Below are 12,430 nucleotides of genomic sequence, written 5' to 3'. Positions count from 1 at the left end.
GACGGCTGCTCGTGGGTGCTGAGGCTCATGGCGGAAGGCTACCGGCCGGCGCGCACCGCCTCCGCCGCGTGCTCGGCCGTGGGCGCCGTCCCGTTCTCCTGCTCGTGGACGACGGCGGTCAGCACGACCGCCTCGCGGACCTTGCGCTGGGCGACGCCGAACGGATCGGCGACGTGGGTGAGCACCCGCCGGACGGGCGGCGCGGCGAGGCCGAGCGCGATCGCGAGCCCGAGCGTGGTGCCGACGACCAGGCTCAGGCCGACGTGGTCGGCCGACCACTCGCGGAAGCCGCCGTACTCGAGGCCCTTCACCGCGAAGCCGTGGAAGAGGTAGACGATCATCGTCGCGGCACCCATCCGGGTGAACCAGCCGCCCACCCGCGGGACGACGGCCAGCCAGGCGAACGTCCCCGCCAGCCCGACGCCGACGACCAGGAGCCGGGTCACCAGGGCGGTCGCGGTCGTGTCGTCCATCAGCGTGAACGGCCGGTAGTACAGGTAGCCGGTCCCGGCCCAGTGCTGCAGGTTGACCGCGAGGACGCCGATGAGGCCGAACGTCGCGACGCCGAGGAGCGCCGGGGTCCGGCCGCGCAGCCACTCCATCCGCTCGGGGGTCAGCATCGTGCCGAGAACGAAGAACGGCAGGAAGCCGAGGATCCGGGGCAGGTCCATCCAGCGGGTCCACTCGCCGTCGAGGAAGCCGCTGGCGAGGCAGATCGCGAGCGCCAGGACGACGGCCCCGCTGCCCAGCGGGCGCAGCAGCGGCACCGCGAGCCGCCACACGACGAGCGCGAGCAGGTACCACATCGGGAAGTGCGGGTCGGTCCACAGGTACTCGAGCCGCTCACCGCCCACGTGCAGCCGGAACCAGGCCAGCGCCCCCTCGAACAGCACGTAGGGGACGAGCAGCGTGGTGACGAGCTGCCAGAGCCGGTCCGGCCGGTAGCTGAACCCGCGCGAGAGGTAGCCGGAGAGGAAGACGAAGGCCGGCATGTGCCAGAGGTACACGAAGTCGTAGAGGTGTCCCGCCGGCCCGTCCGAGGGCAGCAGGGCCCACGTGTGCCCGAGCACGACGAGCACGATGAGGCCCATCTTGGCGTTGTCCAACCAGGGATCCCGATGAGTCGGCATCACTCCTTGGTACCCGGACCTGCTGAGGAAAGTCCAAGTGTCCGACAACCAGACACCGGGTCTCGGCCGCCTTCTCAGTCGGCGACGAGCCCCAGCCGGAGGTACTCGGCCGCGTAGGTGCCGCTGAGCAGCAGCGAGGCGTAGCGGCCGACCTCGCCGACGGCCTCGGAGGCGACGTGCTCGATGCGGACGTCATGCCCGCGGGCGGCGTCCTCGAGCCGGCGCCGCTGGTCGCGGACGACGGGGTCGTCGACGCCGTCGTCGAGCAGCACGAGGACCGGGCGCCGGTCACCCGTCTCGTCGGCGAACGGGTCGGCGAAGACGTTGCGCGGTCGCGCCGCCTCGATCACGGGCAGGAGGTGCTCGGCGTCGCCGGCGAGCGCGGCCCGCCCGGACGTGCGGCGGATCGACTCGGCGATCCGGCGCGCGGCGCGGGCCGCCAGCACCGAGCCGCCCCACAGCAGGGGGTTGGCGTCGGCGAGCGAGATCGCGAGCACCTTGGCCGGGTTGATGGAGATGTCGCGGTGCGGCGAGCAGGCGATCGCGACCGCGTCGAGCGCCTCGGCGACGGCCTCGGGCTCGGCCTCGGGGCCCAGGTGGACCTGGTCGAGGAAGGAGAGCATGGCGACCGCGGTGGCGAGCTGGTCGCTGGTCCGCGTGGGGAGGATCGTCGCCCAGCGGCCGGTGGCGTGCTCGGCGACGATCGACTCCGGCGGCGCGGCGACGACGAGCTGGCAGCCCCGGCGCGCGGCCTCGGCGACGGCGAGCGCGGTGCCGGCGTCCCCGCCCTCGGGCGCCAGGACGACGACCAGGTCGAGGCTGCCGGCCCACCCGGGCAGCGCCGGCGAGGGCCAGGCGACGAACGGGACCGGGCAGAAGGGCTCGAGCACGGCCCGGAGCAGGCGGGAGTCCGGTCCGGCGGCGATCACCGCGCGGGGCCGGGTCTCGGCGGAGCGGGCGACCGCCTCGGCGATCGCCTCGGCCGCGCCGTCGACCTCACGACGTACCCGGGCGCCGGACTCGGCCAGGGTGCGCAGCCGCAGGTCGGCCGCGGCCAGGGCCGAGGCGTCGTCCAGCCGGGACTCGTCGAACCAGACCATGGCCGGGCCTCAGGCCGGCTTGCGGGCTTCGTCGACCAGCAGGACCGGGATGCCGTCGCGCACCGGGTAGACCAGGCCGCAGCCCGTGCAGGCGAGCTCGGGGACCTCGGTGAGGGTCAGCTCGCCCTTGCAGGACGGGCAGACGATGATCGCGAGCAGCTCCGGGGAGACCTCCGGGGCGCTCACTTGCCGCTCCGGATGATCGCGAGGGCCTCGTCACGGACTCGGGCCATGGTGGGCTCGTCCTTTCCTTCGGCGTTCAGCCGCAGCAGCGGCTCGGTGTTGGAGGCGCGCACGTTGAACGCCCAGTCGGCGTGGCCGACGCTCAGCCCGTCGAGCCGGTCGATCGTGACGCCGTCGCGGTCGACGTACGCGGCCTCGAGGGCCCGCAGGACGACGTCCTGGTCGGCGACGGTGCTGTTGATCTCGCCGCTGAGCGGGTAGCGCTCGTAGGCGCGCAGCAGCTCGGAGAGCGGCCGGTCGGTCTCGGCGAGCGCCGCCATCGCGTGGAGCGCGGCGAGCATGCCGGAGTCGGCGCGCCAGAAGTCGCGGAAGTAGAAGTGGCCGCTGTGCTCGCCGCCGAAGATCGCGTCGGTCTCGGCCATCGTCGCCTTGATGTACGAGTGGCCGACCCGGGTGCGGACCGGCGTGCCGCCCAGCTCGGTGACGATCTCGGGCACCGCGCGCGAGGTGATCAGGTTGTGGATCACCGTGGCGCCGGGCTCCTTGGCCAGCTCGCGGGCGGCGATCAGCGCGGTCAGCGTGGACGGCGAGACCAGCTCGCCGCGCTCGTCGACGAGGAAGCAGCGGTCGGCGTCGCCGTCGAACGCGAGGCCGATGTCGGCACGCTCGGAGATCACCCGCTTCTGCAGGTCGACGAGGTTGGCCGGCTCGATCGGGTTGGCCTCGTGGTTCGGGAAGGTGCCGTCGAGCTCGAAGTACATCGGGATCATCTCGACCTGGTCGGCCAGCCGCTCGAAGACGGCGGGCGCGGTGTGCCCGGCCATGCCGTTGCCGGCGTCGACGACGACCTTGAGCCTGCGGCCGGTGACCGGCGCGAGCGAGAGCAGGTGGGCGGCGTAGGCCTGCAGCACGTCGTGCTCGCCGATGGAGCCGGAGCGCCCGCTGCCGGTCACGGGTGCGCCGGCGGCGACCCGGTCGCGGATGTCGGCGAGGCCGCTCTCCATGCCGACCGGCTGCGCGAGCGCGCGGCACATCTTGATGCCGTTGTACTGCGCGGGGTTGTGGCTCGCCGTGAACATCGCGCCCGGCAGGTTCAGGTGACCCGAGGCGAAGTAGAGCTGGTCGGTCGAGGCGAGGCCGATCATCGTGACGTCGGCGCCCGCGGTGGTCGCGCCGTCGGCGAAGGCGCCCGCGAGCGCGGGCGAGCTCGGCCGCATGTCGTACCCGATGACGAGGGCGTCGACGCCGAGGACGGCGACATAGGCCGCCCCGGTGGCGCGGGCGAGCTCCTCGTCGAGCTGTTCGCCGACGATGCCCCGGACGTCGTAGGCCTTGAAGACCTTGCTCAGGTTCTCGGGTGAGGTCGTGGAACCGGCCATGCGGCGACCTTAGTGCACGCGCGTGAGGCGGGGTTACTCCGAGGTCAGCATGCGCAGGTGACCCTTGCGGGCCACCTCGCGTCCGGGCTCGCGCGGCGCCTCGACGGGCTCGCGCCGGACCGGCCGGGCCGCCTCGCGGACGGCATCGGCGAGCGCGAGCAGGTCGTCGTTGCTGGGCCCCTGCTGCTGGTTGCCGAGCGCGAGCCGGACGACCTCCCAGCCGCGCGGCGCGGACAGCCGCTCGCTGTGGACGTCGCACAGGTCGTAGGCGTGCGGCTCGGCGAAGGTCGCCAGCGGGCCGAGCACGGCGGTCGAGTCGGCGTAGACGTAGGTCAGGGTGGCGACGGCGCGACGGGCACAGGCCGTACGCGAACACGTACGCAGGCTCTGGGGTGCCGGACTCGCGCTCACGCGGCAGACGCTACCGCTCCCGGCCCCGGCGAGTGGATAGGCTCGCGGACGTGGAGCAGTCGGACCAGGAAGCGGAGGCGGAGCTCGTCCCCCGCCGCCGGCGCGACCGGCGCGGCCACGGCATGCGCGGCCCCGCGGTGCTGCCGCTCGACGCCGGGCACCGACCCCCGGTCCCCCGCAGCTCGCGGGAGACCTTCGACCGGATCATGCTCGACGTCGTCTCCGCCATCGACGCCCGCTGGTCCGACCACCTCGGCCTGGTCGAGTACGCCGTCGAGGACACCCCCGACCTGCCCGACGACTGGGACTCCGGCCGGGTGCCGCTCTCGTCGCTCGTGCGCGGTGCGGGCAGCCGGCCGACGCGGCTCGTCGTCTTCCGGCGTCCGCTGGAGCACCGGGCGGCGGACCGCGCGGACCTCGAGGCGATCGTGCTGACCGTGGTGGTCGAGCAGGTCGCCGAGCTGCTCGGCATCGAGCCGAGCGATGTCGACCCGCGGTATCCGTCGGACGACGACTGAGCCCGCCACGGCGGCACTACTCCGGCGCGACCGCCGGGATCCGCGCGTGCGTCTCGGCCGGCCGCAGCCGCAGGGTCGCGAGACCGCCCTGCCGTCCGGCCACCGGCATCGAGAACACCCCGGACACCCGGGTGTTGCGCGGCTCGACGCTCACCCGCACCGCGCCCGGCGGCAGCGCCAGCGAGGCGGCCCGGTCGGGGGCGACCTCGAGCTGGTCGTCGCGGAGCGACGTGCCTGCCGCGTCGTACGACGTCACGTGGACGACGCCCGCACGCTGGGCGCCGCCGACGAGGAGCGTCTTCGCGCCGGTGGGGACGACCGCCGCGGTGGGCTCGCGGACGTCGATCGCGGGCGCGAGCAGGACCAGGTCGGAGGCCTGGAGCAGGCGGACGGAGGCCACGACCGGCTCCGGGGACTCGACGAGGACGCCGACGACGCCCTCGCCGCTCTTGCCGGAGAGCATCGGGCCGAGGTCGACGGTCGCCAGGGCGCCGGGCGCGACCGAGATGGGCTCGGCCTCGGTGGGGGTGAAGGTGGACTCGGTGGTGACGAGGCGGACGGTGGCGCGGACCTCGTCCTGGCCCGGGTTGGCCACGTGGAGCGTGGCGCCGGCGGGCTTCGCGGGGATGCCGAGGATGAGGTTCTCGGTGTCGGGGGCGGCCTGTGCGGGCTGGAAGTCCGTGGTCACCCGGCCGCGGCCGAGGGGGTCGCGGGTGGTGCGGGCGGTCGCGGTGACCCGGCCGCGGATGACGGTGACGTGGGCCGCGGTGAGCGTGCGGCGGGGCGCGGTGACGGCCAGGTCGATCCGCTTGACGCCGTGCGCGGGGACCTGGATGCCGCGCAGGGCGGGCTCCTCGACCGGGCCGGAGGCGTCGGAGAGCGCGATGTCGACGACGGCCTCGCCGTCGTCGGGGTTCACGAGCTCGACGGTGGTGGCGTAGCGGGCGCTGGCGCCGAGGCCGACCAGCCACTCGTCGTACGCCGGGGCGCGGCACTCGGGGACGGCCAGGCTCTCGCCGCGGCCGGCGACGATGCCGGGGGCGGCGTCGCCCTTGCCGGTGAGGACGGTGGCGCCGGTGCTGCCCGGGACGACGGCGGTGCCGTCGGCGGGGACCGGGACGGGGCTCGCCGCGGTGACGGTGGCGTCCGCGCCGGCGCCGGCACCGGTGAGGACGTCGAGGTCGCCGCCGGGGACGCCGGGGCTGCGCCCGACCCGGATCGTCGTGGCGCCCGGCTCGAGGCCGGACGGGCAGACCTCGGTCGCGGAGGTGAGGGCGGCGCTGGTGGGCGGGCGGACGCCGCCGAGCTGGGGGGTGTCCTCACCGCCGATCGCGCCGACGCCGAGGGCGACGACGGTGGGCAGGCCGATCGCGAGGGCGACGAGGATGTCGACCCGGCGACGCCGCACGACGGAGGCGCGGCGGCCGCTCCGGCCGGCGGGGGCGGGGGTCGGGTCAGTCATCACGGTTCCTTCGCAGCGGCGGGAGGGCCAGCACGACCAGGACGGGGATCGCCACCCACTGGACCACCAGCAGGAGCCAGCGCAGCCAGGAGGTGGGGGACGGCAGGGCACCGGGCTCCAGGGTGACCTGCCAGGCGCGGGTCCCGCGCTCGGAGCTGGCCTGGACCAGGCCGGAGGTGGCGTCGAGGCTGGCGGCGACCGCGCCGTCGGCGGGAGCGGCCTGGACGATGTAGAGGACGCCGCGCCGCGACAGCTCGGCCACGGCGTCGGGGTCGGGCGAGGTGACGAGCGAGCGGATGAGCGCGCTCACCTTCGGGTCCTCGGGGGTGAGCGCCGCGATCTCGTCCTCGCCCACGGTCGGGCCGTCGCCGCGGCGCACCTCGTAGCGGACGCCGTCGTCGATGCTGCCGCGCAGCACGAGGACGCCGTCCTCCTCGGCCTGGGCGGCGCGCTGGGCCATGTAGACCGGGACGTCGGACGGCGGCGGGTCGGTGAGGTCCTCGCTCCCCCAGCCGGCGAACCAGACGAGGCCGGCCAGCGGCGCGACCAGCCCGGCCAGCGCGACCAGACCGAGCCCCGCCTGCGCGGGCTTGGCCTGGTCGCCGAGGTGGTGCAGGGCGAGCCCGCCGAGGACGGCGGCGGTGATCCACGCGCCGGCCAGGAAGAGCAGCACGGCGCCGACGCCGGGCTGCTGGGAGGTGGTGCCGCTGAGGTCGATCCGGGTGACCGCGAGCGGAACGGCGACCACGGCGGTGATCGCGGCGACCAGCCAGCAGAAGACGACGGGGATCCGGGTGGCGCGCGGGACGAGGGCCAGGAGCGCGAGGACCGGCAGCACGAAGCCGAGCCAGGCCGGGGCGCCGAGACCGCCGAGCCGGCCGGCGAGGAGGTCCCAGCCGGAGGTGGCCGCGGTCGGCCAGCGGCCGATGTCGAGGAGGGTCCCGGCGGCGGCGCCCTCGAGCAGGGCGGGCAGCCACCACGGCAGCAGGACGACGAGCGGGACGAGCAGCGCGGCGACGGGAGGCCCCCACACCGAGCGGTCCCGGGCCTCGCCGGGCACCAGGCGGATCGCGCAGCCGAGGAGCACGGCGACGAGCACGGCGGTCACGAACCAGGACGGCGGCGCGACCGCGGTCAGCACCGCGAGCAGCAGCCCGGTCCGCCAGCCCGCGCGGCGGCGGTGGGCGGCGTCGGGGTCGGCGAAGCCGAGGGCGCTGTGCGCCATCCAGGGCAGCACGGCGGCGGCGACGACGATCCCCCAGCGGCCACCGCCCCAGGCGCCGGCGACGAGCGGCACGAGCGCCCACGAGACCGCGCCCCACAGGAGCAGCCAGCGTGGGGCGCCATAGGGGGTGACGAGGCGGCCGACGACCCGCAGGAAGCGCCACGCCCCCCACAGCCCGAACGGCGCGGCGAGGGCCATGAGCAGCGACATCAGCAGGGACGGGCCGAACGGGATGCCGAGCAGCGCCAGCAGGAGCACGTAGGGCGGCGCGGGCACCGCCGAGCCGAAGCCGAGGGGATGGTGGCTCTCGACGTGCAGCGCCCACCAGGCGCCGACGCCACTGGGGGTGGGCGACAGCGCACCACCGCTGATCCCACCGACGACGTCGCGCACGCCGACGAGCAGCGCGATGACGGTGACGGCGGTCGCGACGGCGACCGGGCTGGTGAAGAAGCGGACGACGATGCCGGTGTCGGCGAACTCGTCCTCCTCGCCGCGGTGCCGTGCGGGCGGCGGTCCCTGGGCGGCGTCGCGCTCGGCGGCCGCGGCCCGGCGCCGGTCGGCGACGTCGGCGGCCTGGTTGGTGGCCGCCGCGACGAGGTCGCCGACGACGTCGAGGCCGTGCCGGTAGGGCAGCCACCAGGGCGCCAGCAGCCGGCGGACCCGGGCCCGGTCGGTGCCGGTCCGGGCCCGGCGCGCGGCGCGGATCCGGCCCGGGTGACGCAGCACCGCGATGAGCGCGGCGAGCTCGTCGAGCGCCTCGCCGACGGCACGGACGCAGAGCAGCCCGACCACGCGCAGCAGCGTGCCGAGCACGAGCCGGACCGCCCGGAAGGGCAGTGTGGCGCCGCGGGCGTTGGCCAGCAGGGTGAAGAGCGCCGCGCGGCGCTCCTGGAAGTGGGTGTGCCGCCCGGTGAGCGGGGTGCGGCGGATGCCGCGGTGCGCCGCCTCGGCGTGGAAGACGACGGCGGACGGCACGATCAGCGTGGTCCGCCCGGCCGCGGCGGCGCGCCAGCCGAGGTCGATGTCGTTGCCGAAGATCGGCAGCTCCGGCGAGTAGCCGCCCAGCTCCTCGAGGGCCGTGCGGCGCACGAGCAGTCCGGCCGAGTTGACCGCGAGCACCTCGCGGACCTCGTCGTGCTGGCCCTGGTCGTACTCGCCGCGCTCCAGGCCGGTCTCGCGCCGGCCGGTGCCGCTGATGGTGACGCCGAGCTCGAGCAGGCGGCGCAGCGAGGGCCACTCGCGCAGCTTGGGACCGAGGAAGTCGGCGTCCGGGCGGGCGGCCGCGGCGGCGAGCAGCTCGGCGAGCGCGTCGGGCGCGGGATTCGCGTCGTCGTGGAGGATCCAGATCCACTCCGGCTCGGCACCGGCCTCGGCGAGCGCGACCAGGCCGTCGGCGACGGCGTCCGGGAACCCGGTGTCACCGGGCCGCGCGCGGACGGTGAGCGGGACCCGGCCCTCGAGCGCGGTCCGGACCAGGTCGGCGCTGCCGTCCCGGCTGCCGGTGTCGACGGCCACCACTCGCGCCACGGGGGCGATCTGCGCGAGCAGGCCGTCGAGGACCGCCGGGAGCCAGGACGCACCGTCGTGGCTCACGAGGAGACAGGCGACCTCTGGATGCTCCGACACGATGCCCGACCCTACGTCTGACGGCCCGAAGGGGGCGAACCGTCAGTCGCGGTCGGCGACGTGCCGTCGGTCTCTCTCGCCGCGGTCAGACGGCGCGCTTCTTCAGCTTGCGACGCTCACGTTCCGACAGGCCACCCCAGATGCCGAAGCGCTCGTCATTGCCCAGCGCGGCCTCGAGGCACTCGACGCGGACCTCACAGGTCTGGCAGACCTTCTTGGCCTCACGCGTCGATCCTCCCTTCTCAGGAAAGAAAGCCTCGGGGTCGGTCTGAGCGCACAACGCACGCTCCTGCCACCCCAGCTCGTCGGAATCTGCTTCGACCAGGAACAGTTCCCTCACGATTTCGCCCCTTACGACTCGACCCGGTGCCCCGAACGACACCACTGGAATTACATACGTGTCATACCCAAACAGTCAAGGTCGAGTCTGCTATAGGCGCCCCCGTGCACGCTGCCCTTTTCGGGCACGGCACAGTTGACCCCCGTGGAATCGACTTCTGACGCGACAGCCGCTGGACCTATCGGCGGACCTCTGCGGAAGCTGACCGTCCTCTCGGGCGGCATGGGCGGAGCCCGGTTCCTGCAGGGCCTGCTCCAGGGCATCGCCGCTGGAACACTACCGGGTGTGGCCACGGACGCCCACGTCACGGTGGTCGCCAACAACGCCGACGACTGGTGGATCCACGGCCTCAAGGTGTGCCCCGACCTCGACACGGTGATGTACACGCTCGGCGACGGGATCGACCTCGAGCGCGGCTGGGGCCGCCGGGCCGAGACGTGGAGCGCCAAGGAGGAGCTCGCGGCGTACGGCGTGGAGCCCACCTGGTTCGGCCTCGGCGACCGCGACATCGCCACCCACCTGGTGCGCACCCAGATGCTCGAGGCCGGCTACCCGCTGTCCCAGGTGACCCAGGCGCTGTGCCGGCGCTGGCTCGAGCCGGCGTACGGCGACCGGCTCACGCTGCTGCCGATGACCGACGACCGGGTCGAGACCCACATCGCCGTCGCCGACGCCGACTCCCCCAGCGGCAAGCGGGTCGTGCACTTCCAGGAGTACTGGGTGCGGCTGCGCGCCGAGGTGCCGGCCGAGCAGGTCGTGTTCGTCGGGCTGGACCAGACCACTCCGGCCCCCGGCGTCGTCGAGGCGATCGCCGGCGCCGACCTCGTGGTGCTCCCGCCGTCCAACCCGGTGGTGTCGGTCGGCACGATCCTGGGCGTGCCCGGCATCCGCGAGGCGATCCGCGCGACCCCCGCCCGGGTGGTCGGCCTGTCCCCCATCGTCGGCGCCAGCCACGTGCGCGGCATGGCCGAGCAGATGCTGAACTCGATCGGCGTCGAGGTCAGCGCGGCCGGCGTCGGGCTCAACTACGGCGCGCGCAGCGCCGGCGGGGTCCTCGACGGCTGGCTGGTCGACGAGCGCGACGCCGACCAGGTGGCGCGCCTCGAGGCGGCCGGCATCGCCGCCGCCGCCGTCCCGCTGATGATGACCGACCACGAGGCGACCGCCGCGATGGCCGCTGCCGCGATCGAGCTGGTCGGCTGATGCGTCTGCAGGTGGTGGCGCCCGACGGCGTCCCCGAGATCCGGCCCGGCGACGACCTCGCGGCCGCGCTCCTCGGCGCGATCGAGGCGCTCGGCCCCGACGCGCTCGCCGACGGCGACGTCCTCGTCGTGACCAGCAAGGTGGTCAGCAAGGCCGAGGGCCGGGTCGAGACCGGCGACCGGGACGCCTGGGTGGAGGCCGAGACCGAGCGCGTCGTCGCGCGTCGCGGGGGCACCCGGATCGTGCGCAACCGGCTCGGTCTGACCATGGCCGCCGCCGGCGTGGACGCCTCCAACGTCGACGCCGGGACCGTCGTCCTGCTGCCCCTCGACCCCGACGACTCCGCCCGGCGGCTGCGCGCGGCCGTCGCCGAGCGCACCGGCCGCAATGTCGGCGTCGTCGTCACCGACACCGCCGGCCGGACCTGGCGCGAGGGCCAGACCGACATCGCCATCGGCGCCGCCGGCGTCCAGGTGCTCGAGTCGTTCGCCGGACGGGTCGACGCCCACGGCAACGAGCTCGCCGTCACCGCCCCCGCCGTCGCCGACGAGATCGCCTCCGCCGTCGAGCTCGCCCAGGGCAAGCTCGGTGCCCGGCCCTGCGCCGTCGTCCGCGGCCGGGCGGACCTGGTCCTGCCCCCCGGCGAGGACGGCCCCGGCGCCCGCACCCTGATCCGCGCCGACGGCGCCGACCTGTTCGGGTACGGCGCCCGCGAGGCCGTCATCCAGGCGGTGGCGCAGCACCCGGACGCCCGGACGCCCTTCGGCAGCACCGTCACCGCCCCCGACCTCGTCGAGGCGCTGCGCCGCGCCGGGATCACCGCCCGCACCGCGGCCCCGGACGACGTCCGCGCCGAACCGGGCCGGCGCGCCGCCGCCGACATCGTCGCCTTCGCCCACGGCTGGGCGAGCTCCACGGACCCCGCCGACGGCGCCGTCGCGGACACCGACCTGCGGTTTCGACCGCTGACTCCGTAGACTCACCGCGATTCCGCCGCTACCACCAAGACGAGGTACCCCGCACGTGGCCAAGTCCAGCAAGTCCGAGAAGTCGGACCGCCGCCAAGTCATCGACGAGATCCGGCGCAAGCAGAAGGGCGCCGACCGGCGCCAGGGTATGGCCATCGTCGGCGTGTGCGTCCTCGTCGCTGTGCTGATCATCGGCGCCGCGGCGTACCCGAAGGTGCGCGAGATCATCGACACCCAGAAGTGGAAGGGCAAGTCGGTCGACGAGATCGGCACCTCCGCCGACGTCTGCGGCGACATCACCGAGAAGGACGCCAACGGCAGCGGCGAGCACGTCCCCACCGGCCAGCAGGTCAAGTACGAGGACGTCCCGCCCGCCTTCGGTCCCCACTGGAACGAGGCCGGCGTCGCCCCCGCCCCCATCACGGACCGCTTCTACACCTCCAGCTCGCGCCCCGAGCTCGAGTCGCTCGTGCACAACCTCGAGCACGGCTACACCGTCCTCTGGTACGACACCACGGTCGCCGACGACTCCGGCGAGATCGCCGCGATCCGCTCGATCGCCAAGATCATGGACGCCAACGACACCAACCAGCGCCTGAAGTTCAAGGCCGTCCCGTGGACCAAGAAGGACGGCGGCGCCTTCCCCAAGGGCCAGCACATCGCGCTCACCCACTGGCGGATCGACCCCGACACCCAGAAGCAGTACGGCGCCTGGCAGTACTGCTCCGACGTCAGCGGTGCGGCGCTGAAGAGCTTCATGGACAAGTACCCGTTCACCGACGCCCCGGAGCCCTACGCCTACTGAGTCGGCCGGCGCGAGCGCGGCTTCGCCGAGGCGAGGGCAGCAAGCTGCCCGGAGATCGGCTCTCGCCGCGCTGCCGC

General features: G+C 74.6%; 12 protein-coding genes. 4 read left to right on the top strand and 8 right to left on the bottom strand.

Annotated features, from left to right (window positions below):
- Positions 1 to 38 precede the first annotated feature (38 nt).
- The 5 genes from BM223_RS06590 to BM223_RS06570 all read right to left on the bottom strand — a co-directional run bounded on the left by BM223_RS06590 (position 39) and on the right by BM223_RS06570 (position 4,203).
- Entirely contained in the window at positions 39 to 1,130 is a 1,092-nt protein-coding gene (locus BM223_RS06590; protein WP_082003743.1) for an acyltransferase family protein, read from the bottom strand.
- Positions 1,131 to 1,204: 74 nt separating this feature from the next.
- Positions 1,205 to 2,230 (bottom strand): SIS domain-containing protein, encoded by a 1,026-nt coding sequence (locus tag BM223_RS06585; RefSeq protein ID WP_038680673.1) that lies wholly within the window; start codon positions 2,228 to 2,230, stop codon positions 1,205 to 1,207.
- Positions 2,231 to 2,239: 9 nt separating this feature from the next.
- Positions 2,240 to 2,416 (bottom strand): Trm112 family protein, encoded by a 177-nt coding sequence (locus tag BM223_RS06580; protein WP_082003744.1) that lies wholly within the window; start codon positions 2,414 to 2,416, stop codon positions 2,240 to 2,242.
- Positions 2,413 to 3,792, bottom strand: a complete 1,380-nt coding sequence (locus BM223_RS06575) for a phosphomannomutase/phosphoglucomutase (RefSeq protein WP_038680675.1) — start codon at positions 3,790 to 3,792, stop codon at positions 2,413 to 2,415. Before BM223_RS06575 ends, BM223_RS06580 begins: the two co-directional genes overlap by 4 nt.
- A 33-nt stretch (positions 3,793 to 3,825) precedes the next feature.
- Positions 3,826 to 4,203: a DUF3499 domain-containing protein gene (locus BM223_RS06570; protein ID WP_082003745.1), complete on the bottom strand. Its 378-nt coding sequence runs from the start codon at positions 4,201 to 4,203 to the stop codon at positions 3,826 to 3,828.
- Between the two features lie 50 nt (positions 4,204 to 4,253).
- Between BM223_RS06570 and BM223_RS06565 the strand changes: the two genes are divergently transcribed.
- Positions 4,254 to 4,721 (top strand): metallopeptidase family protein, encoded by a 468-nt coding sequence (locus BM223_RS06565; protein WP_235318973.1) that lies wholly within the window; start codon positions 4,254 to 4,256, stop codon positions 4,719 to 4,721.
- Positions 4,722 to 4,737: 16 nt separating this feature from the next.
- Here BM223_RS06565 and BM223_RS06560 read toward each other — a convergent pair whose 3' ends face one another.
- The 3 genes from BM223_RS06560 to BM223_RS06550 form a co-directional block, all read right to left on the bottom strand.
- Positions 4,738 to 6,183: a DUF5719 family protein gene (locus BM223_RS06560; RefSeq protein WP_038680678.1), complete on the bottom strand. Its 1,446-nt coding sequence runs from the start codon at positions 6,181 to 6,183 to the stop codon at positions 4,738 to 4,740.
- On the bottom strand, positions 6,176 to 9,037 hold the full coding sequence (locus BM223_RS06555; RefSeq protein ID WP_075018480.1) for a glycosyltransferase family 2 protein: 2,862 nt from the start codon (positions 9,035 to 9,037) through the stop codon (positions 6,176 to 6,178). The genes BM223_RS06560 and BM223_RS06555 overlap by 8 nt, the downstream gene beginning before the upstream one ends.
- Positions 9,038 to 9,122: 85 nt before the next feature.
- Entirely contained in the window at positions 9,123 to 9,377 is a 255-nt protein-coding gene (locus tag BM223_RS06550; protein WP_038680682.1) for a WhiB family transcriptional regulator, read from the bottom strand.
- A 144-nt stretch (positions 9,378 to 9,521) separates the two neighbouring features.
- Here BM223_RS06550 and cofD point away from each other — a divergent pair, with 144 nt between their 5' ends.
- Genes cofD through BM223_RS06535 form a run of 3 tightly spaced genes read left to right on the top strand, consistent with a single transcriptional unit; the run spans position 9,522 to position 12,353 of the window.
- Positions 9,522 to 10,580, top strand: coding sequence for a 2-phospho-L-lactate transferase (gene cofD, locus BM223_RS06545; RefSeq protein ID WP_255319153.1), 1,059 nt, complete (start codon positions 9,522 to 9,524; stop codon positions 10,578 to 10,580).
- The gene (gene cofE, locus BM223_RS06540) at positions 10,580 to 11,557 is read left to right on the top strand and encodes a coenzyme F420-0:L-glutamate ligase (RefSeq protein WP_052138898.1); all 978 of its coding nucleotides are present in this window, start codon (positions 10,580 to 10,582) and stop codon (positions 11,555 to 11,557) included. Before cofD ends, cofE begins: the two co-directional genes overlap by 1 nt.
- A gap of 46 nt (positions 11,558 to 11,603) precedes the next feature.
- Positions 11,604 to 12,353 (top strand): DUF3105 domain-containing protein, encoded by a 750-nt coding sequence (locus BM223_RS06535; protein WP_038680686.1) that lies wholly within the window; start codon positions 11,604 to 11,606, stop codon positions 12,351 to 12,353.
- Positions 12,354 to 12,430: the final 77 nt, after the last annotated feature.

It is taken from the genome of Pimelobacter simplex (assembly GCF_900114845.1).
In the GTDB taxonomy this organism is placed as follows: domain Bacteria; phylum Actinomycetota; class Actinomycetes; order Propionibacteriales; family Nocardioidaceae; genus Nocardioides; species Nocardioides simplex.
The sequence above is the reverse complement of the archived record's forward strand: the minus strand, read 5'-3'. Positions and strand labels throughout refer to the sequence as shown.

Excerpts from the sequence above, each read along its gene's own strand:
- BM223_RS06590 (WP_082003743.1), bottom strand. The coding sequence starts at position 1,130 with ATGCCGACTCATCGGGATCCCTGGTTGGACAACGCCAAGATGGGCCTC.
- BM223_RS06585 (WP_038680673.1), bottom strand. The coding sequence starts at position 2,230 with ATGGTCTGGTTCGACGAGTCCCGGCTGGACGACGCCTCGGCCCTGGCC.
- BM223_RS06575 (WP_038680675.1), bottom strand. The coding sequence starts at position 3,792 with ATGGCCGGTTCCACGACCTCACCCGAGAACCTGAGCAAGGTCTTCAAG.
- BM223_RS06560 (WP_038680678.1), bottom strand. The coding sequence starts at position 6,183 with ATGACTGACCCGACCCCCGCCCCCGCCGGCCGGAGCGGCCGCCGCGCC.
- cofE (WP_052138898.1), top strand. The coding sequence starts at position 10,580 with ATGCGTCTGCAGGTGGTGGCGCCCGACGGCGTCCCCGAGATCCGGCCC.